The organism is Caballeronia sp. SEWSISQ10-4 2, assembly GCF_030464885.1.
In the GTDB taxonomy this organism is placed as follows: Bacteria; Pseudomonadota; Gammaproteobacteria; order Burkholderiales; family Burkholderiaceae; genus Caballeronia.
Window position 1 is genome coordinate 136,072 of the sequence record NZ_JALPRJ010000005.1, and the last position, 25,518, is coordinate 161,589.

General features: G+C 59.9%; 20 protein-coding genes. 2 read left to right on the forward strand and 18 right to left on the reverse strand.

The window, feature by feature from the left end; all coding sequences use genetic code 11:
* Positions 1 to 36: 36 nt before the first annotated feature.
* The 5 genes from M0D69_RS05105 to M0D69_RS05125 form a co-directional block, all read right to left on the reverse strand.
* Complete coding sequence (locus tag M0D69_RS05105; RefSeq protein ID WP_301780985.1) at positions 37 to 1,236, reverse strand: c-type cytochrome; 1,200 nt, start codon at positions 1,234 to 1,236, stop codon at positions 37 to 39.
* Positions 1,237 to 1,317: 81 nt separating this feature from the next.
* Positions 1,318 to 3,000, reverse strand: a complete 1,683-nt coding sequence (locus M0D69_RS05110) for a methanol/ethanol family PQQ-dependent dehydrogenase (protein WP_301781034.1) — start codon at positions 2,998 to 3,000, stop codon at positions 1,318 to 1,320.
* Positions 3,001 to 3,340: 340 nt separating this feature from the next.
* Positions 3,341 to 3,886, reverse strand: a complete 546-nt coding sequence (locus tag M0D69_RS05115; RefSeq protein ID WP_301780986.1) for a hypothetical protein — start codon at positions 3,884 to 3,886, stop codon at positions 3,341 to 3,343.
* Between the two features lie 216 nt (positions 3,887 to 4,102).
* Positions 4,103 to 12,787 (reverse strand): glucoamylase family protein, encoded by an 8,685-nt coding sequence (locus M0D69_RS05120; protein WP_301780987.1) that lies wholly within the window; start codon positions 12,785 to 12,787, stop codon positions 4,103 to 4,105.
* 271 nt (positions 12,788 to 13,058) lie between these two features.
* Positions 13,059 to 13,379 carry a hypothetical protein gene (locus M0D69_RS05125; RefSeq protein WP_301780988.1) on the reverse strand — a complete coding sequence of 107 codons (321 nt, stop codon included), beginning with the start codon at positions 13,377 to 13,379 and terminating at the stop codon, positions 13,059 to 13,061.
* A gap of 349 nt (positions 13,380 to 13,728) precedes the next feature.
* On the opposite strand from M0D69_RS05125, the gene M0D69_RS05130 reads away from it, so the two are divergent.
* On the forward strand, positions 13,729 to 13,965 hold the full coding sequence (locus tag M0D69_RS05130; RefSeq protein WP_301780989.1) for a hypothetical protein: 237 nt from the start codon (positions 13,729 to 13,731) through the stop codon (positions 13,963 to 13,965).
* 764 nt (positions 13,966 to 14,729) lie between these two features.
* On the opposite strand, the gene M0D69_RS05135 is transcribed toward M0D69_RS05130, so the two are convergent.
* From M0D69_RS05135 to M0D69_RS05165, 7 genes are all read right to left on the reverse strand, one after another.
* Positions 14,730 to 15,146, reverse strand: a complete 417-nt coding sequence (locus M0D69_RS05135) for a phasin family protein (protein WP_301780990.1) — start codon at positions 15,144 to 15,146, stop codon at positions 14,730 to 14,732.
* A gap of 86 nt (positions 15,147 to 15,232) precedes the next feature.
* Positions 15,233 to 15,832 carry an acetate uptake transporter gene (locus tag M0D69_RS05140; protein ID WP_301780991.1) on the reverse strand — a complete coding sequence of 200 codons (600 nt, stop codon included), beginning with the start codon at positions 15,830 to 15,832 and terminating at the stop codon, positions 15,233 to 15,235.
* A 346-nt stretch (positions 15,833 to 16,178) separates the two neighbouring features.
* Positions 16,179 to 17,189: a zinc-binding alcohol dehydrogenase family protein gene (locus tag M0D69_RS05145; protein WP_301780992.1), complete on the reverse strand. Its 1,011-nt coding sequence runs from the start codon at positions 17,187 to 17,189 to the stop codon at positions 16,179 to 16,181.
* 75 nt (positions 17,190 to 17,264) lie between these two features.
* Positions 17,265 to 18,101, reverse strand: a complete 837-nt coding sequence (locus M0D69_RS05150; RefSeq protein ID WP_301780993.1) for an aldo/keto reductase — start codon at positions 18,099 to 18,101, stop codon at positions 17,265 to 17,267.
* Between the two features lie 51 nt (positions 18,102 to 18,152).
* Positions 18,153 to 19,004 (reverse strand): pirin family protein, encoded by an 852-nt coding sequence (locus M0D69_RS05155; RefSeq protein WP_301780994.1) that lies wholly within the window; start codon positions 19,002 to 19,004, stop codon positions 18,153 to 18,155.
* 143 nt (positions 19,005 to 19,147) lie between these two features.
* Positions 19,148 to 19,570, reverse strand: a complete 423-nt coding sequence (locus tag M0D69_RS05160) for a DoxX family protein (RefSeq protein ID WP_301780995.1) — start codon at positions 19,568 to 19,570, stop codon at positions 19,148 to 19,150.
* Positions 19,571 to 19,617: 47 nt separating this feature from the next.
* Positions 19,618 to 20,316 carry a pirin family protein gene (locus M0D69_RS05165; RefSeq protein WP_301780996.1) on the reverse strand — a complete coding sequence of 233 codons (699 nt, stop codon included), beginning with the start codon at positions 20,314 to 20,316 and terminating at the stop codon, positions 19,618 to 19,620.
* A gap of 180 nt (positions 20,317 to 20,496) precedes the next feature.
* Here M0D69_RS05165 and M0D69_RS05170 point away from each other — a divergent pair, with 180 nt between their 5' ends.
* Positions 20,497 to 21,414: a LysR substrate-binding domain-containing protein gene (locus M0D69_RS05170; RefSeq protein WP_301780997.1), complete on the forward strand. Its 918-nt coding sequence runs from the start codon at positions 20,497 to 20,499 to the stop codon at positions 21,412 to 21,414.
* Between the two features lie 42 nt (positions 21,415 to 21,456).
* On the opposite strand, the gene M0D69_RS43705 is transcribed toward M0D69_RS05170, so the two are convergent.
* From M0D69_RS43705 to M0D69_RS05195, 6 genes are all read right to left on the reverse strand, one after another.
* Positions 21,457 to 21,765: an SDR family NAD(P)-dependent oxidoreductase gene (locus M0D69_RS43705; RefSeq protein ID WP_367619689.1), complete on the reverse strand. Its 309-nt coding sequence runs from the start codon at positions 21,763 to 21,765 to the stop codon at positions 21,457 to 21,459.
* A gap of 21 nt (positions 21,766 to 21,786) precedes the next feature.
* Positions 21,787 to 21,912 (reverse strand): hypothetical protein, encoded by a 126-nt coding sequence (locus tag M0D69_RS05175; RefSeq protein ID WP_301780998.1) that lies wholly within the window; start codon positions 21,910 to 21,912, stop codon positions 21,787 to 21,789.
* Between the two features lie 48 nt (positions 21,913 to 21,960).
* Entirely contained in the window at positions 21,961 to 22,167 is a 207-nt protein-coding gene (locus M0D69_RS05180; RefSeq protein ID WP_301780999.1) for a hypothetical protein, read from the reverse strand.
* A gap of 84 nt (positions 22,168 to 22,251) precedes the next feature.
* Positions 22,252 to 23,610 (reverse strand): MFS transporter, encoded by a 1,359-nt coding sequence (locus M0D69_RS05185; RefSeq protein WP_301781000.1) that lies wholly within the window; start codon positions 23,608 to 23,610, stop codon positions 22,252 to 22,254.
* Positions 23,611 to 23,830: 220 nt separating this feature from the next.
* Positions 23,831 to 24,940: a Gfo/Idh/MocA family protein gene (locus tag M0D69_RS05190; protein ID WP_301781001.1), complete on the reverse strand. Its 1,110-nt coding sequence runs from the start codon at positions 24,938 to 24,940 to the stop codon at positions 23,831 to 23,833.
* Between the two features lie 65 nt (positions 24,941 to 25,005).
* A complete protein-coding gene (locus M0D69_RS05195) occupies positions 25,006 to 25,515 on the reverse strand; it encodes a nuclear transport factor 2 family protein (RefSeq protein WP_301781002.1) in 510 nt (169 codons plus the stop codon).
* Positions 25,516 to 25,518: the final 3 nt, after the last annotated feature.

Consider the following 25,518-nt stretch of genomic DNA (forward strand, 5'->3'; position numbering starts at 1 on the left):
CCGGGCACGAGAAGCGCAATACAGTGCCCGGTGCGATCAATGCGACTTGCCTGCGTTCAGCGGCGTGGTCGAAGCGCGTGCGGCATCGGCAGTGAGCTTATTTGGACTCGCGCCGTAGCCATTGGAATAGAGCAGGAACGCCATGAGGTCGGCATAGTCCTGATCTCGCATCTTGCCTGGCCGGTCCGCAGGCATGTTGGTCGCCATGTACCCAAACACCCCCCCGATCGTCAGGTGAGAATTTGCCGCAGGCGCGAATGCGGGTCCACGCAATGCCGGCGCAGTGACTCCCTCGAGGACAGGTCCGTGGCACTTGGCACACGCGCTCGAATACAAGGTCTTGCCGTGAGCAACCTGCGCCTTGCTGAACGCCGGAGCGTCACCGGGCACGCTCACATCGACCTTGATAAATCTGCCTGCCTGACTAGAGTTGGCGAGGCGCTCAGGGCCGTCGAGGAACGCAGGCGGGACGATCTTCGCTTGCGTCGCTTTCATGCCATCCGGCAGACTCCATGCTTGCGTCAAGGCGGCAAGGCGGCCATCGGTGGTCATCTTGGCAAGCGCTGCATCGACGCGCTTCTTTAGCACCGTGTTTTTCGAATCGAACGCGAACACGAGCGCCCAGTCGGCATAGGGCGATGTCGTCGAGACGATATCGAAGCGCTGTGCCAGATGCTTGCCTTGGTACGCCACCACGGCGGGATACCAGACAATGGCCCGCCGGGCGCGCCCTCTCGCTACTGCATCCACCGTCAATTCCGGAGACTTCTCAATGTCGAGTTCGACATCTCGCTGCTGTACTGCGATGAGCTGTGCGGGGCTCGCATAGGTTGCCGCCACCACATCCGGCGCGGCGGCCTGCCCGCCTCCATTGCGCAAGCTCAAGCTGACGTAGCCCGATTTCAGATAGCCGCTGGAAAATAACAATTTGCTGCCCGATCCATCGGCCACTGTGGAGCGCGGGAAGCCAGCTATCACGTCGCATTGCTTCTTGAACGCCTTGTCGAGTTCTTTAAGCGAAATACCATCGTCGTCGCCATCGCCGATACCCCGGTTACCGAGCGATACGGTCAGGCCGGCCACATTGAAAACCTCACGCGCAACGGTCTGGTCGAGTGCCGTCGAGGGACTGCCGGGAAACGTACATACGCGCACGTCGGCGTTGGAGACTGCCGGCGTCAAGGCTGCCGCAGCCAGGACGGCCGCGTTTGCAAGAGCTTGCAAATAGATTTTCATGAAAGAGCTTCCGATGAGAGCTATGGCGTGCCGTGATCCTCGGCCTCAAGAGCCGGCCGGGATCTCGGCAGGGTTACGCGATCAACCGCGCTTGAGCGCAAACACGTAGAGCGTTCCGCCGCGCGCGACCTTCTCCGCGGCTTTCGCCATCGGTCCACCCCAGATCGGATTTGCACCGCCGTAACCGGTCAGCACAGCGACATATTCCTGTCCGTCGATTTCATAGACTGAAGGTTGAGCGATGATGCCGCTCGCGAGCTTCGGGCTTTGCCATAGGACCTTTCCTGTGGTTTCGTCGAAGGCGTACAGATGACCGTCGAGTGAACCGCTGAACGCCAGACCGCCGGCGGTCGTAGTAACGCCTCCGTTCCACGGAAGTTTTGTCCAATGGCTCCAGACCTTCTTGCCCGTGTTCACGTCGATGACCTGTAGCTCGCCATAGCCCTTGCTGCCCGGTTCCGGCTTGATCTCAAAACCTTCACCCAGGTAGGGCAGCCCTTCCATGAAGTTCACGGATTTGCCAGAGAGCGACATGCAGGCGTGCAGCGACGGCACAAAGGCAAGATGCTTGTCGGGATCGTAGGACATCGACCACCAGTTCTTGCCGCCGAGGAAGCTCGGGCAAGTGTCGATAGTCGAGCCGACCTTCGGATACTTGGCATCGTCCTGAATCGGTGCGCCTTCCGGCGTATATCCCTTCACCGACGTCGCCGTCACAAAGGGTTTCGCGTAAATAAGCTTGCCGGTGGTTCGATCGATCGCGTGGAAATAGCCGTTGCGATCTGCGTGGACGATCGCGTCGTAGTCTTTATTCTCGTAAGTGATCTTGGCCAGAACGGGCGTGTTCACGCCGTCATAGTCCCAGGAATCGTGACGCGTGTACTGGTAATGCCACTTGAGATCGCCGGTTTTCGGGTCCATCGCCAGCAGCGAGTCCGAATACAGATTGTCGCCCGGGCGCAGCTCTGCAAGCCATGGTCCCGGATTGCCGACGCCCCAGTAAAGTGTCTTCGACACGGCGTCGTAAGTACCCGTCAGCCACGCAGGCGCTCCGCCATGCTCCTGCATGCCCTTCGGCCAGGTATCGCCGTTTTTTTCGCTTGCAGCAGGCACCGTAAAGCGCTTCCACAACACGGCACCGTCGTCGGGATTGAGCGCTGCGATAAAGCCGCGTGCTCCATATTCGCCCCCGGCACTGCCGACGACGATCGCGCCGTCGAGCGCGAGCGGAGCGAGCGAAAACGCATAACCGATACCCGGTTCGAACATCTGCTTTTTCCATGCGACCGCGCCGGTTTCTGCGTCAAGTGCTGCAATGTCGCCGCTAAGCATCGCGATATAAACCTTCTTGCCATAAAGTGCGACGCCCCTGTTGATTACGTCGCAGCAAGCCGTCTTGAACGATTCCGCACCTAGCTTCGGTTCGTACTTCCAGCGTTGCTTGCCGGTTGCCGCGTCGAACGCATACACATTGTCCTTTGGCGTGGTAACGAACAGATATCGGCCGTTCACGATGGGCGTGGCCTCGAAACCCTGTTGAAGCTCGGCCGGAAACTTGTAACTCCAGACCTGCCTCAGATTCACAGCGTTCGATGTGTCGATCTGCTTGAGTGGCGAGTGCGACTGTCCGTCATACGAGCGATAGTAAGTAAGCCAGCCCGGATCGTTCTGCGCCTTTGTGAGCCGTTCATATGTCACGGGCGGATAAGGATCGGCTGCGACGGCAGTCCCTGCCGGGAGACCCACGATGACACCAATGCTCATTGCAAGCGGTCCGCATGTCAGCGCCAAACTAGAATACCTTTTCATACCTGTCTCCTGGTGAGTATCAGCGCGAGTAAGGCGGCGACACCTTCGTCTTGTAGGTGAAAATCGGGCTACGAGATGTTCAAGGCAAGTCGCATGCCATTGACCGGGAAACGCGGTATTCCTAAGGGTTGGCGGTGTGCCGCGGGATCGGGCGCGAGTCGATGGTCCGCGTCGTTGCGGGCATGAAGTGTTGCAACGGGGTACAGGGACCGGCGCGACCTGTTGCTAAACAGGACAATCGTTGCGAAGAGCTGGCGAACGGACGAGACCTGCATCCGGCCGCAATTGCCGTTATTTATTGCGGATAAACGCTCACCAGAAAATCTCCGAACGTATTGAAGACGGGGCTGTTTTCTTGCGTTGCGTCGACAGCAGGCAGTTCAGCATTTTCCTCTTCGACGACAATAAAGCAGAACGCGGGCGCCGACACTGAAAGTGCTGCCCGGGCGTCCGCAAGGGCCCTCTCCGCATCGCGAAGTAAGCTCGCCTGCTCCGCCACGAAGGGCCGCTCAAGCGACGGCGGGCCTTTGCAGATCATACGCACGGTCACCTTTGATTCGTTAAGCAACGCAGGGGGCACCAGGGAGAACTCGCAGAACGAGAGCGTCCCCGGTTTCTCTCCAACCTCCAGAAAAAATTGCATACCCTCATAGGTCGCTGCATATCGTCTTGCCTCGCCCACCACAGTGAACCCGCCTTTCGTAAAGTGGTCTTTAAATTCGGCGATCGCTGTGCTTTTAGCCTGAGCGACGGCTGCATTCAACCGCTCGGCAAATTGCCTTTGCAGCGGCCCGACCTGTGCCTTCAATCTTGCAATTTCTTTAACGGTTCGAAGATCCATCACTTTTCTCTATGGGTTGCCAAACATGGTGCGTCGTTCTGGCGAAAAAGCCATCCGCGCGAGGCGCGGTTGAACCCGTTGCGTCAGGCCTGAAGTTCAACGTATTAGATACGCAAAACAGACTCATCGCGAAATTTACTTTTGATCTCAAGGGCGACGGCCTTGAACCATTTGAGCGGCCAGGACCTCCTTTACACGAATTATCGGACAAGAGCATCAGGCGACAGTCAGCGACACGGCACTCACAACCCGCGGCATCTCGATCTCGACGCTGTGCTCGCGCCCATCGTCGATTAGTTGCACCTCGCCGTTGGGTTGCGATACGCCATCGAGAAAGACACGCTGCAAGCCGTCGCCCGTGGACTGGTTGGCTGTCACGAGAAAGAGTGTATTGCCGAAGCAGTAGCTCAACTCAAACGAGTCCCAATTGGCCGGCAGGAGCGGTGCGACGCTCAAGCGATCGCCTCTGACCCGCAACCCAAGCAACGACTCAAGGAGCAGCCGGTACATCCAGGCCGCCGAACCCGTGTACCAGCTCCACCCGCCCCTTCCCGCGTGCGAGCCTACGCCGTAGACGTCGGCGGTCATGACATAAGGTTCAACCTTGTATTGTTCGATCGCGGGCCCGCCGCTGCCGTGAAGGACAGGGTTGATCATCCGCAGCAGTTCCCAGGCGCGCTCGCGGTCGCCCAGCACGGCGAACGCCATCGTCGCCCATATCGCCGCATGCGTGTATTGACCTCCGTTTTCGCGCACGCCCGGCACGTAACCCTTGATATAGCCAGGATCGAGCGCTGAACGGTCGAAAGGGGGATCGAGGAGCTGGATCAGCCCGGCGTCACGCTTGACGAGATGGCGATCGAGCGAAGCCATCGCCTCGCGCTGCCGTTCATCGGAACCCGCTCCGGACAGCACCGACCAGCTTTGCGAGATCGAATCAATCCGGCATTCTTCATTGCTGGCGGATCCGAGCGGCGTGCCATCGTCGAAATACGCACGTCGATACCATTCGCCATCCCAGCCATGCGCCTCGAGATTGTTTTGCAGCACGACCGCGTGGCTCCGGCAACGGCTCGCGAAGGCGGTGTCATCGTAAGAGCGAGCCGTTTCGGCGAATTTGAGCAGTACGTCGTACATGAAGAAGCCGAGCCACACGCTTTCACCACGACCCTGTGCCCCCACGCGGTTCATGCCGTCATTCCAGTCGCCGCAACCGATCAGCGGCAGCCCATGCGCACCCTGTGTCAGGCCATGTTCGATGGCCCGCACGCAATGTTCGTAGAGTGTTTCGACCAGCGCCGAAGGTCCCGGCAGGCCGTAGTAAGAGTCCTCGCCCGGATTGACCGGCCGCCCTTCGATATAACCGATGCGCTCATTAAGTACGCTGGTGTCGCCGGTGATGCTCACGTAGCGGCTGGTTGCCACGGCGAGCCACAGGTAGTCGTCGGAGCAATCGGTACGCACGCCGCGGCCGAGCGGCGGGTGCCACCAGTGCTGCACGTCGCCCTCTGGAAACTGATGGGCCGCGCACAGCAAGAGATGCTCGCGGGCAAGTTGAGGCGTGGCATGGATCATCGCCATGGAGTCCTGCAACTGGTCGCGAAAGCCAAATGCACCACCGGACTGGTAGTAGCCACTGCGCGCCCAGAACCGGCACGCTATCACCTGATACATCAGCCAGCCGTTCACCAGCACGTCAACAGCCGGTTCGGGCGTCCTGACCCGCACCCGGCCTAGCGTTGCCTGCCAGTGCTTGCGTACTGTATAGAGCGCGTTGGCCGCCGCACCCGCGCCACGAAACTCTTTCACGATGCCACCAGCGGACTGGGCGTCGGGCGCCGCACCCATCCGGAAAACGATTTCGTGACTGTCGCCATCGGCCAGATCAAAGTCTGCCTTAAGCGCCGCGCACGGGTCGAGCCCGGCGCCCGCGCGTCCGGACAGCCGCGCCTGGCGCATTGCAGCGGGCGCACGAAGGCTGCCATTGCGACCGACAAATTCGCGGCGATCACAGGTGAAACCAGCGACAGCCTCGTCGAGCGCGAAGAACGCGACGCGGCCACCGAACTCCATCGAATAGTCGTTGCGGGCAAAGAGCGCCCCGGTAAGCGGATCGGCCTCAGTGACTATATGCATGGCGGACTTCTCGCGTAAATCGCCAAGCGTCCACTCGACATAGCCGGTCGCGGAAAGGCGTCGCGCGCGTCCCGAAACGTTCCGGATCTTAAGCACCGAGAATTTGATGGGTGCGTGCAGTGCGACGTACACCCACAGCTCGGAGCGGATGCCATCTTCTTCATGCTCGAACACGCTGTAGCCGAAGCCATGGCGAGTGGTGTACGTTCCGCTGCCGCGCCGGGGCAATGGACTAGGTGACCAGTAATGTCCGCTATCTTCGTCGCGCAGGTATAAGGCTTCGCCGCTCGTATCGCCGACTGGATCGTTAGCCCATGGCGTTAGTCTGAACTCGTGCGCGTTCTCGCTCCACGTATAGGCACCCCCGCTCTCCGAGACGACCGTGCCGAAGCCCGGGTTCGCAAGCACATTGGCCCATGGCGCCGGGGTGGTGTCGCCAGGTTGCAGTTTGATGACGTACTCGGTGCCGTCCGCCGAAAAGCCGCCGTACGGGTTCTGCAGAATCAACGCGGCCGCCGGCGCCAGTGCGTGCACCTCAGGCAACCGGTCAGCGACGTAGACGCTCGTCGACTCGAACGGCACTGCGTTCGTATCCGGGCGCCGCCGCTCGACTTGCTCGGCCAGGCTTCCACGCGTGTCCGCTACGATAATGCGCGCCACCGCCTGCATCAGGTCACGGTCCTCGCGTGACAATTGCTGCGCCGGCCGAACGAAAATTCCGCCGGGCCGGTCTATCAGATTCGCTTCCGTGCCGGAGGCGATCAGGCCCATGATCAGGTCCTGCAAGTTCTGCCGGTAACCCGCGTGGTCCTCGTTCCAGATCACCAGATCGACGGCCAGCCCTTTTTGCCGCCAGTATGCATGCGCCTGGACCATCTGCCGAACCAGTTCGATGTTGGCCATGTCGGTGATCTGCAGCAGCACGATAGGCAGGTCGCCCGAGATCGACTGGCCCCATAAGCCGGACTGGTTGCGCCGGTTCGCGGCCAATACGCCAGCCTCGGCGCGCAACGACGCGTTGGCGTAGATGATCGATGCCGCCATCTGCTCGTAGAGCCGCGCATCGGAAACCGTGGCGTTCATTTGCCGCAGCGACACCTGACTATGAGTCCAGGCGAGGTCGAAGACACGGTCGGCGAGTTGCCGATCGCGATATTTGTTGATCAGGTGCAAGCAGCCGTCACGGCTGTCGCTTAACCCTGTGACGAAGTCGATCGTCGCCGACTGCCCCGGGTTGAGCGTAATCCGGCAGCGAATTGAAACGATCGGATCAAGCACGGATCCAGCGCTATTCGAGAGTCGGCCCTGGGTGTCGGACCCGTCGTTCATCGCTGCGGGATGAACGACGCTGCGCCCCCGGCCGATAAACCGCGCCCGGTCGGTCTCGTAGGAAATCGCATCAATATCCACGCCGTGCGCCGCCAGCAGATGACACATCCACGGCGCGGCTTCCTTGCTCGAACGAGGCCGCCGCGTGCATAAAATGGCTTGCAACGGCTCCAGCAGTTCGGTCTGAACGAACAGATTACTGAAGGCGCGATGCGCGGCGTCAGCAGCTGCGGGCGCCAGCACGACCTCGCCATAGCTGGTCAGCTCGATCGTCCGCCGCACCCGTGCGCGATTGGTGATATGAAGGCGCCGCAACTCGATATCGTCTTCCGGCGACACCACGATCTCGGTATGCGAGTCGAAGTCGCGTTCGCGCACGCGGAACTCGGCGCGCGCGTCGGAGAAAATGGCTTCGTAAAGATCGGGGCGCTTGAGCGTCGGCTGATGCGCGCTCGACCAGAACTCGCCACTCGCCACATCGCGCAGGTAACAAAACATGCCCCAGTTGTCGAACGTGATGTCTTCGCGCCATCGCGTAACCGATAAATCACCGCAGCGGCTGTAGCCGCCGCCCGCGCTGCTGACCATCACGTGATACCGGCCGTTCGACAGCAGTTGCACTGAAGGTCTCGGCCGGTCGGGGTCGGTGAAAATACGCAGCTTGGTCTCCGCGATAAGTGCGGCTGCGTCGACAGCGGGCAGGCCCGGCGTCGGCAAATATTCGGTTGCGGTCTTCGGGATGCGCTCTTGCAACAACAAGGTGGTGGCCTTGAACTGCGGGTCGGATTCGAAGCGGCGCTGCATGGGTTGCCCAAGCAGGCAGCTCGCCATCGACAACAGGCTCATGCCCTGGTGGTGCGCCATGTACGAGTGGATAACGACCGAGGTCTGACCGCGCGGCACACGTGCCTGCGTGTGATCGACGGCTTCGTAGAAACCATAGCGTCCGGCCACGCCCGTTGCCACAAGACGCTGCAAGTTACGGCAAGCCGCTTCGGGCGCCACCATCAAGGCTAGCGCCGTGGCGTACGGCGCAATGACAACATCGTCGCCGAGTCCACGCTTCAGGCCGAGACCTGGAACGCCGAAGGCGCGGTACTGGTAGTTCAACTGGGCGTCGAGCACGTTGTAGCCCGACTCGGACACGCCCCACGGCACGCCAAGCTGATGGCCGTACTCGATCTGCCGGGCGACTGCCGCGCGGCAGGTCTGGTCGAGCAAGGTACCTTCGTAGCTGGGCATGACCAGCATCGGCATCAGGTATTCGAACATCGAGCCGGTCCACGAGAGCAAGACCGGAACACCGCCGGTACTCGTCAGCAAACGTCCCAATGTGAACCAGCTTTCCTGCGGCAACTGGCCCTGCGCGATCGCCACGAAGTTCGTCAGCCGCGCCTCGGACGCGAGCAGATCGTAGAAGCCGGTATCGAGACGGCGTTCGTCCACGTTGTATCCAATGCTCAACAACTCACGGCTGCCGTCGTAGAGGAACTTGAAATCCATCGTCGCCAGGTCGGCGGAGAGTTCCGCCAGCCGGTTGACTTGCGCGATGCGATCGATTGCGACACTGCGTACTTCGATGGCGCGTGCCTTGGCCAAGTCGGGCCACAGATTCACGTCAAGCTGTGCAAGTTGCCGGAAGGTCGGCAAACCCGGATCTGTATCGATGGCTGGCGGCAGGTCGAAGCGGCCAAGCTCGTCGGCTATGTCACGGGATTGCGCCAACAGTGCTCGCGACCAGAAGAAAAGATCGCTATCCGCCGGACCTTTGATCTCGTGCGCGAGCGTCGCGGCCAAGGCCGACACCCGGTGCATGGCCGCGACTGCTTCGGCCACGGTGCGCGGCGGCGCTGCCGAAGCTGCGCTCAGTTGAGCCTCGAGCGGCGCAAATGCATCGAGGTCGAACTCTGCTGCGTGTGCCGCCGCGCGATAAGCGTCGAGGGTATCGGCGAGACCGGCGAACGTGCGCGGACTGAACACGGGTTCGTCCACCAGCTCCAGCAAGCCGCGGCTCAAGGTCATCAAATGGCCCGCGAGGTTGCCGCTATCGACTGTCGATACATAACGCGGCGCAAGCGTCTGCAATGTGCTCGTGTCGTACCAGTTGAAGAAGTGATTGCGATAACGCTCGAGGCTATCCATGGTCGCGAGCGTCTCGCCGATGCGTGCGAGCATTCTCCCGGCGCTCAGATAGCCAAAATCGAAAGCGGCCAGATGCGCGAGCAGGCTCATGCCCATGTTGGTCGGAGAAGTGCGGTGCGCAACGACCATGGCGCCTGTAATGGGCACCTCCTGAATATTATCGGGCGGCAGCCAATGGTCTTCTGCTCCGACATATTCGTCGAAAAAGGCCCAGGTCTTGCGGGCGAGTCCGCGCAGAAAACGCGTCTCGCTGGCAGCCAAAGCGCTCCCGGTCTGAACGGGAGGCCGACTGATCCACCAGGCGAGCAGCGGAGACAGGAGCCACAACAGCGCGAACGGCGCGGCCGCCGCAAATGTCCCGGGCGTCGTGAGGAATGACAGGCTTAGCGCTGCACCGAGAAGCGGGCCGATCCACATGAGCCGGTACAGCGCCTTCGGGTCGTTGGGTGCGACCCGCTCGACTTCGCGAGAAGCGTTCCATTGCAGCAGCTTGTGCTTGCTGAACCCGATGCGCCAAAGTGTGCGCACGATGGCGTCCATGCTGTACAGCGCTTCGTGAGGCAGCCATGCAAGCGCCAGAAACGCGCGCGCCAGGCGACGGCCGGCCGATTGCGCGGTCAACGCCACGTGCCGGCGCAGCGGCATGTCGTGCGGCTTCTGAAGGAGTTCGATCAGGCTCGCGACCAGCGGCATGCTCAACGTCAACGCGACAACGCCGATGGTCCAGGCGAGAGGCTGCCATCCGCTGATCCACCCCATCAACAACATGGCCAGCACTGCGGCAGGCGAGGCGCTGCGGCGCAGGTTGTCGAACAACTTCCAGCGCGACAGCAATGAAAGCGGATTGCGCGCCAGACCGCCATGTTGAGTCGGCGCCCAGGGAAAGATCCACGGCAGCAGTTGCCAGTCACCACGGATCCATCGGTGCCGCCGGTTGACGTCGGCGCTGTAGCGGGCCGGATACTCCTCGTACAGATGCACGTCGCTCAGGAGGCCCGCTCGTGCGTAGCAGCCTTCTATCAGGTCATGGCTCAGGATGCGGTTGTCAGGAAAACGCCCCTCCACTGCCTGCTCGAACGCATCGAGTTCGTAGATTCCCTTGCCGATGAACGACCCTTCGTGGAACAGATCCTGATAGACGTCCGAAGCGGCTCTTGTGTAGGGATCGATACCGGCATCGCCGCCGAACAGCCGCGCATACGCCGATCTCGCCGTGCTCGGAAGACTGATGCCGACGCGCGGCTGAAGAATCGCATGGCCGGAACTCACGCGCTGCTTGTCCGCGTCGTAGACGGCCGCATTCAGTGGATGCGCGATCGCGCCGATAAACTGGCTGGCTGCATCGCGTGGGAGCTGGGTGTCGGTATCGAGCGTAATCACATACCGCACGCGCGGCAACGCCGCGATGTCCCCCACGATCAACGAGAAACGATCGCTTCCCGTGCCGCGCAGCAGCGCATCGAGTTCGGCGATCTTGCCGCGCTTTCGCTCATGCCCCATCCAGACTTTTTCGATGGTGTTCCAGCGTCGCGGGCGATGAAACAGGAAGAAACGGTCGCCCTGGGTATCGGGATATTTTTCGTTCAACGCTTCGATGCTCAGCCGCGCGAGCAGCATTAGCCCTGCATCTTCGTCGCGACTCTCGGAGGCTGAATCCATGAAGTCGGTCAGCAAGCTGAAATGCAGATGGGGATCGCGATTCGCGAGGAACCGTACTTCAAGCCCCTCCGTCAGATCCTCCACGTCTTGCGCACTGCCGATCAGTGACGGGATCACGACAAGCGTGCGCATCTGCGCCGGGATACCCCTGGTGAAGTCCAGGCGCGGCAGCCAGTCGGGCACGACAGTCAGAGTGACGAACCAGTTGACGAAATCGATAGCAACGCGGCTGGTCATCAGCAGCACCGGTACGGCGAGCAAGGCCCACGAACCGCCCTGCCACCCGTGGTCGTGAGCCGCGTCGAGAAAAGGCCATGCAAACAGGACGGTGATCAGCGCCGCCAGGGCAAGATAAATGGGCAACGGTGCATGACGCAAGAGGCGGCTCCATGCCTCGAGTGCATTCACCCTCGCCTCGACGTGCCGTTCGAGTTCTCCAACGCCATCGCGCAACAGATAAAAACCAACGTGATGTTCGACACTGCGGCCCGTGCCCGATTCAACGGCATTCTTGGCCAGATCGATCGCCGCACGCGCCACCGCCTCCTCCGGCCGCTTACTTGCACGCGCGAGCCGTTCAACGCTGTGCCGGTACCGGTCCCGCGTCGCGAAATCCATCGCTCGATAGATATCAGCGGGATCTTCGCCCAGAACCTGTTCGACGATGCTCGTGCTTTCGACGAAATCGCGCCAGTCGGTGGCCGAGAGCAAGCGCAGGCTGCTGATGCTGTTGCTGATCGAAACCTGATCCGCGGCCTGCTGCTGCGCCTCCAGCTGCACCATCCGGTCGATGCTCAGGCCCGACTCCGACAACAGTTGCTCGATCCACGTCAGCGGCAGTGCCAGGGTTGCACTCTGTCCCTGCAGGCGTCGAGCCAGCTCGGCCACGAAGGAACTTGCCATCGGCGGGTTTGAGCGCGCCATGTCGGCAACGGTCAACACCACGCTTTTCGGGTCGTGCCCAGCCGTCTCGGTCATCCGGTCGGCCCAATGCCCCGCGAGGTTGCGATCGTCGAGGTCGGTCGTCACGCGGCTTGCCACACGCCGCAGATTCTCGATCAATGCGAGCCGCAACATGATGGGAATCGCCCAAAGTTCGCCCAGCGTGAGCGGCGTAACGGTCTGGTATGCCGTGATGAAGCGAGTGAGGCTTTCAGTATTTATACGGCCGTCGCCGTGCGAAATCGTCTCCAGCGCAATGCCATATACGCGCGGCAACTCGTTCGACGGCCCATCTCCGAGACGCGGCAATTCGCGGCTATAACCCTTCGGCAGATGGTGCCGCGCGATGCGAATCTGCTCAGCAATCAGGTAATAATTATCGAGTAGCCACTCGGCGGCGGGCGTTACCCGGTAGCTGTTGAGCGTTGCTTTCGTGAGACGTTCGTATGCACTCAGCAGCGTAGCTTCGTTGTTCGTGAGCCGCGGCAGCAGATGGTCCAACCCTGAACCTGTACTTAACCGATGCTGCCCGGCGAGCCGCACCCCGTGTAGTTCCATCTGGTCCGCGCTGAACAGCTCGGCACGCAGGGCGGCCTCCTGAGGCAAGCGCCGGGACGGCATCTTCCATTGGGCGAACGCCGTCAGGAGCGAGCTAAGTTTGAGCGGTACATAAGAACGGGAAAGGGCCATCATTGTCCAAAATTGCAGACTGGCGAACTGTCGGCATGGTGCGCGAAGCTGCGTGGCTGGCGTGGGGAATGGATGCGGGGAAACGAAAGGCAAGCGCCAACGCGTCCCTCCCGCATCGCACGTCAAAGTCGACGCGAGCGTTTGAACCTGGCGAAAATTACGACGCCCTGCGGCCGGCGTTCCCCGGCGCCCGGAGAACATCGATCACGGGGGGTGGCAGGAAACGGGGATTCGCCTCGTATGAACGACGAACCCGACGAAACACGACCGCTCTTTAGTCGAATGGGCGGAAAAACACCCTCCGCCGGGTTGGATCGGTGACAAACTGAAACAACGATACGCCGGCAGGTTTGGCTAGCAGATCGCCTTCTATTGCCGCGTGTGCGGCTTTGAAGGCCTTCGCGGCGGCATCGCCAAGTCCGTCGGCGCCGGCGAGGATGGGCGCCCGGGCGCAATAGTCCCGCACGAACGTATTTCCCGACGATTGCAGCAATGAAACCATGACTTCGAAGTCCCTGCCGTGTATGCGATGGCTTAAAACGAACTTCCCTTCTCCGTGTCCCGCTAGCAACTCTTTTACGATGCGGTGATTCATTTCTACTGGATTCTCCTATGGCCGTCATACAGCGGCGCTGCAGGACCGGCACCCGCGACTGATACCGGCGCAGTTGGTGCCTCCTTTAGGGGAACACAAATTTGGCGACCGAAGGCAATTCTTTTTAAAGACCTTATTTTTGCGTCAAATCACGGAAGTGACGAAAAGCGCCCGTGCGCGTGTCTCGGGGGCACTTTGGGTAGGAAATGACGCCGCGAAACCTTCTGGCCGACATTCGACATTCGCTTCGCGAACGCTCGCACCCGCTTCGCCCGCTTGTTACCCGCTCTTGATAGAATTGATTCCGTCAATGGTTGTTTAACAATTGATCACACCATTGGAGTTCAATTTGGCAACGTATGAAGTCGATTTTTTCTATAGCTCGGCGGAAGCGCCGGATATTTACAACCAACAAATTACTCACCACGCGGTCTCCGGCGTGCCGGACTATCTTCTCGGTGAAGCCGCAGTCGCGCATATCACAGCCCGCTTGCTGCATGACAATCCGTCGTTCAGGCGGATCCGGAATCTGAGAATCCGGAACGCTGGGGTTTCACCGAATTCAAGTAAGCCGGCCGGCGAGTAAACCGGCTTCAACCCTTAGGGCAAGCAAGGGTCGCAGCAAATTTTGGGTCCTCGCTGGAATCGATGAATGGGCATTCCACTTCTGTCTAAGGCGCCAATCAAGTGTCAAGCCCCGGATTCTCGAACCCGCAGGCATCGACGATCGGCGCCTGGACGATTTGATCAAGTGATTCAGCGAGCACCGCGCGATCGAAGCCGACTGGACTTGCTCCATGTTTCGGGCGACCGTGAGGCTTGCAATCACCAAAGGCTCTGTTTGCTACTTGGACACGGCGCCCTCTCCTGGATCAGTACTGGCAACAAAGTGGCGAAACTCCTTTTCTGCTTGCGTGATTAGTTTGGCGCATGTGACATACATCCATGCGGGGGCTCCGTCGCTCGTGTACATCCCGCGACACAAGCCTTTTACACGAATCGTCGAACTGCCGATGCCATCGCCCGTGGCGGTGCGCGACGCCCATAAATAAAGAACGCCGAATTCATGCGGCTCTCCTGTCTCAATGGTTATTTCGTTTGCGCGACGAATGTTCGTCACAGAATGCTGCGTTACGAATTCCCGCGTCCTTTGCCATGCCGCGTCGCAAGCTACGCGGCCCACGCAGCCTATCGACGCGTCGCCGCGAGCTTCGTCTAACGCGATTTCGTAATGCTGCCCGTCGATTGATGATCTGCTGGTCGTGCAAGCAGCGAGACTCGCGACGGCGACCATCAATACGATTCGCTTCCAACGATTTGGCGTCGTGTTGACAAGCGCTTGAGCAGCACTCACGTGCGTTGCAATAACGTCTTAGCCTCGTCGATGCTTTGCTCCGCACGCTTGGTGATCGCCGCCAACGCATCGGCCTGTGATTTTTGTGCCATCTCGGCGAGCTCCCGCATGTTGTCGACGGCCTTCTTTAGCGAGTGCTGGACGAATTCCCCCTGCTTCGCCATCACGTCCGTTGGGCTGCCACCGGTCATTTGCTGTGCGGTGGTCTGAATCTCCCGCACACTCGCACTCAACATTTCTGCCTGCTTTTGCACCACTGCCTGCATTCCTTCGAACGCTAGCCGATTAGCCTCCCCGAGCGCCTCGAGGTCTTTGCGTCGTGCTTCGATCAGCGAAGTCTTATCGACGCCGGGAAAGTTGAAGCCCTCCAACATCTTGCTGAAATCGGCGATCGGATTAAAAGATGTTGCCATGATAAGTTTCCCTTGGATTATTGATTAAGCGATACAACGGACGGCGAGGTCCGCCGTGTTTCCTTACCCGCGTTCAGCACGAACCGTCATAAGACAGCCGCGTGGTTCCTGAAGGCTTTGGCCTCGCCGATGGGCAATACGATCCGGTCGTAGACTTCGTTGATCAGGTCGGCCGCAGACAGGTAAAACGCGAACACCGCAGTCAGAAGGCCGCCGTAACCACCAGCAGCACGCAGCGCGGTCGAACCCGTCCACTCGCCGCCGGCAAGCAGGACGAACGTGATCCAGAGCGTGAGGAAAATGAGCTGGAGTGCGCGCGGCGAACGAAACGTAGCGAGCCACATATAGAAGGTGAACACGCCCCATAAGAACAGATACCAGCCAACGAACGCGGCCGGTACCTTGCCATGGAGAAACAGGACGAACAGGGCAAATGACCACCAGAACGCTCCGTAGGCCAAAAACGCCGTCGCGCCGAACGTGTTGCCTCGCGGTAGTTCCATCACGCCCGCTATGGCTTGCGCTGTGCCGCCAAAGCAGAGTGCGCACGCGAGTACCAGTCCTGTTGAATCACTTGAAAACCAGCCTGCGTTGATCATGCTCAACAACCATGTCGTCAGCGCGAACCCGGCGAGACCCAGCGGCGCCGGATTCGCTAGTTTCCTTTGCGCTATTGCGTAGTTCATTGTCTGTCTCCTGAAGATATCCGTAAGCTGCGGGCAATCCGCAGCGAAACTCCGCGATCAAAAACTCGCGCCCGAAACGGGCTTAGCGGAGTTGATCGTGAATCGCCGGAGTCTCCAGCGTCGACACGTCCTGCTTGACTTGATCCTATGCCCCACGCGAACAGCATCTTTGACTTGCATCAACCGGAAGCCGCAGGGGCTTCGCAATGTACCTTAAAGGGGTGTTTTCGTTCCTGGGATTGCATGACGTCGCTGATATACGCGCGGAGGGACTATCCCCCTTCGACAACCCGGCGGCGGGAAGCGCGCGCGACGCCACGCTGACCACGGCAAGCGGTGGTGGACTTTATTGCTGGAAGCCTTCCAGCACGGTTTTTCCAATCGCCCTGCCCGTTTCAACCCGCTCGTGGGCCCGGCGAAGATTCGCCGCCGTCAAGGGGCCGCCCACGTGCGTAAGTGTCGTCCGCAGCAAACCGGCGTCGACCAGATCCGATACCGACTTCAGCAGGCGGTGCTGCGCGTCCATGTCCGCTGTCTGGAACAGCGACCGGGTGAACATCATCTCCCACGAAACGGTGATGCTCTTCGGCTTGAACGGTGCGATGCTCTCGTCGAAGTTATCGATCAGCGTGATATGACCCTGGGGGTTCATCGCGCGGGCGAGGCTGGGTGCGCTACCGGGCGTCGTAGTAATCGCCCCGATATAGTCCACACCACTGAAGCCAATCGCGTGAAGTGCTTCGTCAATGGGCTTGCTATGGTCGGCAACGTACTTTGCGCCGAGCTTGCGTACCCACTCGACACTTTCGGGCCGGGATGCCGTTGCGATGACGGTGAGACCCGTGAGACGATTCGCCAACTGGATCAGCATGGAGCCGACGCCACCCGCTCCGTTCAGGACAAGCAACGTACCGCAGGGTTTGAACAAGCCGTACGGTACTTTCATGCGATCGAAAAGCATCTCCCACGCAGTTATCGAAGTGAGCGGCAAAGCCGCCGCCTCGGCGAACGACAATGTGGTGGGCTTGGGCCCGACGATCCGCTCGTCGACGAGGTGGAACTCCGAGTTCGTCCCGGGCCGGTCCATCGCGCCCGCATAGAAGACTTCGTCACCCGGCTTGAAGAAGGTAACCTCGCTTCCAATCGCTTCGACAACGCCCGCGGCGTCGTAGCCCAACACGCTCGGATGCGAACTCTCCGGAGGATCTTCCCAGCGACGCCGTTTCACATCGACGGGATTCACCGACACAGCCCTCACCGCGACCCGCAGATCGCGCGGACCGGGTTCCGGCATCGGGAGTTCAAGCTCGGTCAAGACCTCGACGCCCCCCTTGGCTGCATAACCAATCGCTTTCATCACATTCTCCGATTCCGTCTACGCCAAAGCTTCGAGGCCTGGCCATTCACGGGTGCAAATCCAAAGCACATGTAGTCAAGCGCTCGTGCTGTCCCACAGCGGGGCGAGTCCGGGCGGACTGACAATTCGGCTGTCTGCCGTCGCCAACGAGTGTATTGCCGCCATATCCGCGCCATCCAACTCGAAGTCGAATACCGCTATGTTCTGCGCCAGCCGGTCGATCCGGGTGGTCCTCGAAAGCGCAACGATCCCGTCCTGTTGAACAAGCCACCGCAAGACGATCTGCGCGATAGTTTTGTCATGGCGGGCCGCGATCTCTTTGAGCGTTGGGTCCGAGAAGACACGGCCAATCGCCATGCCGCAGTATCCGGTCACGGCAAGCCCCGCCTGCAGCGTGCTTTCAATGAGCAAGGACTGGTTCAGATACGGATGGTATTCGAACTGATTCGTCACAAGAGGAACCGCAGAGAGCCGGATAGATTCCGTCATCAGTGCGCGGTTGAAATTGCTGACGCCGATGTGCTTAACCTTGCCAGCGCGTGCGACTGCGTTGAGTCCCGCAATCTGTTCGGCCAGCAGCACGTCCGATCCCGGCCAATGCAGCAAGAGCAGGTCGATATAGTCCGTCTTGAGCTTTCGGAGGCTCTCGTTGACTGATGCTTCGAAAGATCTCTCCGAGTAGTTGCTAACCCAGACCTTGGTTGTCAGAAAGATTTCGCTTCTTGGAATGCCGGACGCGGCGACGCACTCGCCGATTTCGCCCTCGTTACCGTAGATTTGCGCGGTGTCGATATGACGGAAGCCGGCGCCAAGGGCTGCGGGAATCAGTCGATAGACGTCGGCGGCACTCATTCCGTACGTGCCAAAGCCGATGGCCGGAATGGCCGCGTTACCGATGTGGACGTTTGGCATGAGGTATTCCCGATAGAGTATTCGTGTCCTGCCGAAACCGCTTTTGGCGGATCACCCGATGCGGCCGCGGCGACGGAGCTGCGCCCCAATCTCCTTGATCCTGGCTTCCCCCGCACGCAACGCCTCTGATGACGTGTGAACCGAGTAATAGCCAAGCACGAGATTGTGCGGATGTGGGACCGCAGAGCCGATGACGAACTCCGAATCTTCGTCGGCTGTGAATGTCAAAACGTCTTCGGACTCGCCAAACACGACAAGCTCGTTGAAGATGGTTTCGTCGGCGATGCGTAGTGCGCCACGTTGAATACTTAGCCATGCGACGTTGTGGCCGGCCGGCCGCGTGTACTGCCACTGTTCTCCAGCGGAAAGCCGCACGAGCAAATAGTTGATGCCTGGGGGCGCGGGTACCGGGCTTTCTACGCTTCCATAACGACCCAGGATGACGCGGACCGGACCGATACGAGTTATTTCGCCCGCGGATAAATACTGGCTACGGGGCGCGCCCAATTCGAGCTCAGGTGGCAACGCGACCCACAACTGATAGCCGCGCACCGGCCCATCGCCTCTGGCACGGCCATCGTGCCACACGCCCCTACCCGCATTCATCCACTCGACGCCGCCGGCTGGCATGATCCCTGATGCGCCTGTCGTGTCTTCATATTCAACTTCACCTTCCAGCAGCACGGTTGTCGTGGCGAGACCGGAATGGGGATGCATGGAAAACCGCATTTCGGCTTCCACCGAGCTATCGAAATAGTCGAGAAAAACAAAAGGTTTCAGCGTCTCTCCAAGCTCGGCCGGGCTGACCAGCCGCTTGACGGGACCGTGCTGCCGGCCCGCCGTCCGCGTGACTATCGCTTTTTCGCCCCGCAGTGGAGCGGATGTATGGGCAGTAGTTTGCATATCGAACAATGCTCCATTTTCTGCAGAACTTCGTCAGAAGCCATACATGCCAGACGAAATTTGTTATGTTAAACAGAGAGACATCACGACAAGACGATCGCGCACCGGATCAGGCAAGCGATCGCCTCGACGAGTCCGTCTTCTTAGCTCGCCTTCAGAGACGAAGCACGCAAAACTATCCGCCCGGAGCGTGCGTCCAGGCTGAACGCGCCGGCACCGAACCAGGTGATCTGCAGGAGGCCACCGGCCATCATCACGTTCTTGAGAAAGTGAATCATCTGGTTTTGATCCGCGAAGTTGTGGTGAAAGAAAATCGCAGTGACCACACAGAACACCGCCATCGCCAAAGACACGGTGCGAGCCCTGTAGCCCGAGAGCAGCAGCAGGCCACCGCCCAGCTCGGTCAGCACGGCAACAACGAACGCGAGCGGCGGCACGGGCAGACCCATGGCAGCAATATAGCCAACCGTCGCACCGTACGTAGCGAGTTTGCCCAGCCCGCTCATGACAAACGGCGCACCGATCAAGATGCGACCCAACAGCGGAAGAAATTTGAAACGTTCCATGACGATCTCCTGAAATGAGTTTGCGTAGGTGGAGTACAAAAAGGGAATTAGCCGGCGTCCACCATCACCAGCTCGGAATCTTCGAGGGCGGAAATCTGCACCGCGGCGACATTCGTGATCGCCACGCCATCTAGCGGCCCAACGGGCTCGCCGTTCACTTCGATGCGTCCCGAGGCAACGACGAGATAGGCACGGCGCGCTGGATCCAACTCGTGTCGAACGCTTTCACCAGCCTTTAGCATCGCGCCAAGCACACGCGCATCGGCGCGAACAGGAAGCGCACCTTCATCGCTGGCGAACCCGCTGGCAAGGACTACGAATCGTCCGGACCGGTCGCCTTTGGGAAACGGCTTGGTGCCCCACGCGGGTTCACCACCAGCTTCACGAGGTAGCAGCCAGATCTGGTAGAGCTTGAGCGGTACTTCGCCCCGGTTGAACTCGGCGTGACGTATGCCCCTGCCGGCGCTCATGACCTGCACATCGCCCGCGGGGATCGTTCCCTCGGATCCCAAGGTGTCACGATGCCCGAGCAGGCCCTGGCGCACATAGGTGATGATCTCCATATCACGATGCCCGTGCATGGGGAAACCACTGCCAACGGCGATCTCATCGTCGTTCCAGACAATCAGGGGACCCACGGCGGCGTGCGCGGGATTGCCGTCGGCGTTCACCACGAAATGGTGTTTCGCGCGCAGCCAGCCGAGTTCTGCCCTGTCCAATGATTCCCAACGCCTGTGTGTGAGCATGTCCGCCTCCGTTTCCCGCCATCGCGAATGCAACGCTTGTCACCTGCGCCGCCCGTCGAATTCGGTGCCGGTGCAAGTGATGAGACGAATGCTATATTTGCAACGAACTCACGCATAGATGCTGAATTGGAACGCATCGTTGCCACGGATAGAACAATCTGAAGGAGTTGAAGACTGCCCATGAACGCAATTACTGACCTCAATGACCTTCGGCTCTTCTCAGAGGTGGTCGAGCATGGAAGCTACACGGCGGCCGCGCGCAGCCTCGGACTGCAGACGTCGAAACTTAGCCGGCGCATTCGCGCCCTGGAAGAAGAACTTGGCGTGCGCCTGCTCAATCGCACTAGCCGGAGCCTGTCGTTGACAGAAACCGGGAGGCAGTTCCACCAGCATTGCCTTGCGTTGGTGGCGGAAGCAAAGGCCGCCAAAGATATCGTGGACCGCACGCGCTCCAGGCCGCAGGGCACGGTCCGCATCGCGTGTCCCGTGGCCTTGCTGGAGTCCGGCATCTCCACGATCATCGCGCGATACGTAGCGGACAACCCTGATGTCCAGGTCCTGCTGGATGCAACCAACCGCCGCGTGGATGTGGTCGAGGAAGGCTTAGACTTCGCCATCCGGGTCAGGCTTCCGCCGTTGGAGAACACAGATCTCGCCGTCCGCCAGCTGGGCTTGTCGATCCACATTCTGGTTGCCAGTCCCGAATTGGCGGCGCGCCATCCGGCGCCCAGCTCGATCGAATCCGTGAAGGCATGGCCCACTCTCTCCATGGCCAGCAGCAGCGAGCGATTTGCTTGGAACCTGGTCGACGTTGAGGGGCGCGTGACATCGTGGGCGCATCAACCGCGCCTCGCGACCGACGACCTGGCCAGCCTTCGGGTTGCGGCGATAGCTGGCGTCGGCGTGGCAATGCTGCCCAAGGAGCTGGTTGAGGCCGATATTCAGGCCGGCCGCCTGCAGCACCTGCTGCCAGGTCTGGCTAGCACGCCGGGGCTTGTACATGCGATTTTCCCGACGCGCCGAGGCATGGTTCCGGCTGTGCGTCACTTGCTCGATGCACTCGTTGCAGGATGCGAAGGTCTGAACCGGCAGCGCTAGAGCAGCCGGGCGCGGCCCCGGCATACAGACATCACAGCTCAATCATCGCATCCATGCGACGCGACGCCACGCCACGCCACGCCCGCAATTCGGTAGGAATCCAAATAAGCCTTTAGACTCGTTATGTTGCGAGAAAACCGCTGTCCACCGCCAGTTCAGCGCCCGTAACGATGGAGAACTGATCCGACAGGAGCTATACGGCAGCGGCGGCAATTTCCTCTGGTAAGCCGATACGTCCAACGGGACCACTACGCGCGCTCCTGCTGCAGCGCAGGCGACGGCCACCGCCCGCCCGATACCCGAACCACCGCCCGTGACGATAATCGTATTCACTTCAGGAGCTCGGTTCATGCGCTTACGCTCCCTTTGCAATCAATGCTGGAACAGCGGCGCAACATCGATGTAGATACGGTAGTCGTCGATTTGCCTATCGCGCACCCGCCAAATCGTCACGGCCGGGACAGTCAGTGTCGAGCCGTCCTTGCGCGTGTAGGTCACTTCGAGGCGCGAGACGATTACGTCGTCGAATGCCCAGACATCAAGCAGTTAGTGCTTGATGCCGGCAATCAATGCCATGAACTTCTTCGAAGACTCGGCGACATTTGCGCGTCCGACGACAGGGTTGCTATTGGCATAAACAAACGTGCAGTTTTCCGTCAAGAAGTGCGCTAACCGCTGCTCGTCCTTCGAATCAACCGCCTCGTACACTTCTGATACATAGTCGAATGCTGCAGTGGGCGCTTCAGTGAACATGTCGAGTTTCCTCCTCAAATGGTGATTGAGTACGACGTTATAGATAGCTTGGAGCACCACTCGCACGGTGCCCCGCTGTGCCGCTCAATGACTCAGCGATCCGACTTCGTCGGGCGCGGTTCTGAAGACCTGTGGCGGTGCAAGCTGCTTGACTAGCAAAGCAATACATGAAAGGACTCCGGCAACGGCGATCGTCGCGAAGACACCCACAAACGTAAAATGCCAGCGTACGAGTTCGGCTACGAGAAACGAGCCTGCGATGCCGCCAAAGCGGCCCATGCCGAGCATCCACGCGACACCGGTGCCACGCCCTTCAGTCGGATAAAAGGCCGCCGCAAGAGCATTCATTGAAGCTTGTGCGGTGTTCATCAGCACGCCGGACACAAGTACGATTGGCACGAGCAGGCCTACGTTCCCCGCCGTCTCTCCAATACAAAAGAGGCTGATCGCAGCGAGCGCGTAGCACGCGGCAATCACGAGATTTGCATTGAAGCGATCCATCAGCGCGCCGCACAATACCGCGCCAACACCACCAAGCGGGAACAGTGCCGAGATCAGCGTTGCGCTCTTCAGGCTCAGGCCTGCATCCTTCAGCAGAATTGGCATCCAGTTGATTAACGCGTAGATAATCAAGAGGCCCATGAAGGCCGCGAGCCATAGCATCAATGAACCGACGATGTATGAACGCGACAGCACAAGGCCGAGCCCGTTGTCGCCTGTTCCCGGCGTGCTCTCGGTCAGTGTGAAGCCGCGAGCATTGATTGCTTCATCGGAGATGCGCGCGAGAATTGCGCGAATGCGCGCTACGGGCTTGCCATTTGCAACCATGAAGCGTACCGATTCTGGCATCTTGAGCAATAGCAGGACACTGTGAAGTATCGGTGCGACCCCGCCCAGCATCAGAACGCTTCGCCAGCCAGCGTGGGGAACCAGCCACGCCGCAAGCAATCCGCCCAAAGCCGCGCCGAGGGGAAATCCGCAGCACATCAGACTGGTCACGGTTGCGCGGCGTCGGGTTGGGCAGAACTCGTCCATCATGGTCACCGCGTTTGCCATTGCGGCGCCGAGGCCGATGCCTGTCGTAAAGCGCAACACAGTCAATTGACCCATGTTCGTCGAGAATGCGGAGGCGACACAGGCAACACCGAAGAGGAACACGGCCCCGACCATCAGGGACCGTCGTCCGACACGGTCGGACAAAGGGCCGGACACGAGCGCACCGAACGCGAGGCCGAACAGCGCGGCACTCAGGACTGGTCCGAGGTCGGCTTTTGCGAGATGCCACTCAGTAAGTAACGATGGCGCAATGAAACCAATTGCCGCGGTGTCGAAGCCATCCAGCAGGACAATCACGAAGCACATGAAAAAAATGAGTCGTTGAAAGCGGCCGAACGGGTGCTCATTGATGAACCCCTGGACGTCAACGAGCGAAGCACGTTTCATCGTTTGTCTCGAGTGTGTCGACCAGAGTTGGCGCTTTAGCGCCTTACTCTGGTCCCATGCAAGATGGTTGGTGTCAATTACGAAGGGGCGCACTGGCCGCGCATATCACGCTTGTTGACATTCGGAACCGATGCACGGCACCTGCACCGCATGGCAAGATGCGGCGCGTGACGCAGGTGACGCCTGGAAGCCGTCGCCGAAGAAGCGGCCGGTGCACCGATCATCCGACTCGTACCCGTCGACCTGTCTGATCAGACTGCTCGATCGCGGATAGAACCTTGTGAAGCACGAGCGCGTCATCAAAAGTGGGAGCCGCGTGGGTTCCGAGGCGTAGATCGCCAGCCATTAACCGGTATATTCCTGCCACGTTTCGGGCAGCTACGGCATCCTCAAGACCGAAGTAGTACGTTTTCGGTATCTCAAGCTCGATGTAGCCGTCCTGGCCTTTACGACCCGCTTCCACGCGCAGCGGCGAGATGTTCGCCACAGGAGCCTGTTCGATCGCTGCGGTGATGCGCAGATCCCCTTCGGTTCCATTGATCTCCCATAGCAACTTGGTTCCGCGCGGCAAACCACCACGAAGCTGCAAAGACAGGGGCGCGCCGGACTGAAGCACTGCGCTAATCATCACATGATCGGGCGTCTTCATCGGGATGCTCTCTCCCGTTTCGACGATGCTCACGGTTTGCCGACGCCGCGACAATACGGCATCAATCTCGCGGATAGGCCCCAGTACATTTTGCACCGCCGCAATGGCATGTCCACCAATGACCGAAAGCAGGGTCGCGCCGTTTTTGGAGTCCATGGCATAAGCGTCACCGCGCGATATGTGTTCGCCCCAGCTGACCCCGGCACTGACATATGTCGATGACAACACGTCTCCGATGTACCCCTCGGCAACGAGCTTGCGAATGAATTCCACTTCCGGCGACGCTATCGCTTGAGTTCCAATAACGGCTAGCGCCTTCGTTTCATTCGCGAGCCGAGCGAGCTCGGTGGCTTCGGCAAGTCCATTTCCAAGCGGCCATTCACAGTAGACATTTTTTCCAGCCGCAAGCGCCGCCGCGACCACTTCCCTATGGTATGGGACCTTTACCGTTACAACCACGACATCAATGTCTGGAGAAGCGACGAGTTCCGCCACGTTCTCGAAAGCGCGCGGAATGTCAAAAGCGGCGGCGGCGGCCTGCGCACTCGCCACACTGGTGTTTGCCACACCGGCGATTTCAAACACATCCGACAGGGCGCGCAGTGCTGGAATATGAGCAGTAGTGGCCCAACCGCGCTCGGCGCTCAGACCGACGATCCCCACACGAAAACGTTTTTCCATTGCTTCCTCAAAACCATAAAGTAACTTTCATTCAGATAGGCAGAGTCGAGCTGACCGTCAGGACTTCAGACGAACCCGTACTTGTACGACGGATCATCCTTATCGCGCCGCCCAACGTTGGAGTTATCAAGTGGCGCCAGGTCGGCGGGGACTGGGTCCGAACGCTGGGAATCAAGCACCACAACCCGGTCGGCGATACGCCACTCACCATTTCGCCGGTCCATCCGGTCGACGTACCGGACGTTCACGACCCAGTCCATGGGGGGCTTGTCGCCGTCAGGCTTAGTTCGGTGGAATGCCTGCGCATAGTGCTCCGCGTACGCCACATCGCCATGGACCTCCACGTACTGGTTGCCGGTAAAGTGTTGTGTGCATTCAAAGGCAGGCAACAACTCCGCAGCCCATTCAATGAACCCTTCCACTCCGCCGTTATAAGCCCCGTGACGATCAATCGCATCCGGGTGATAACACGAGCGCACGAGATCCCAGTCCATCCGGTCAATACCCCGGCAGTAACGGATATGAACTCGCTTGATCTCTGCCTCGTCGAGAAACTGTTGAAGTCGCGATTCCAAGTT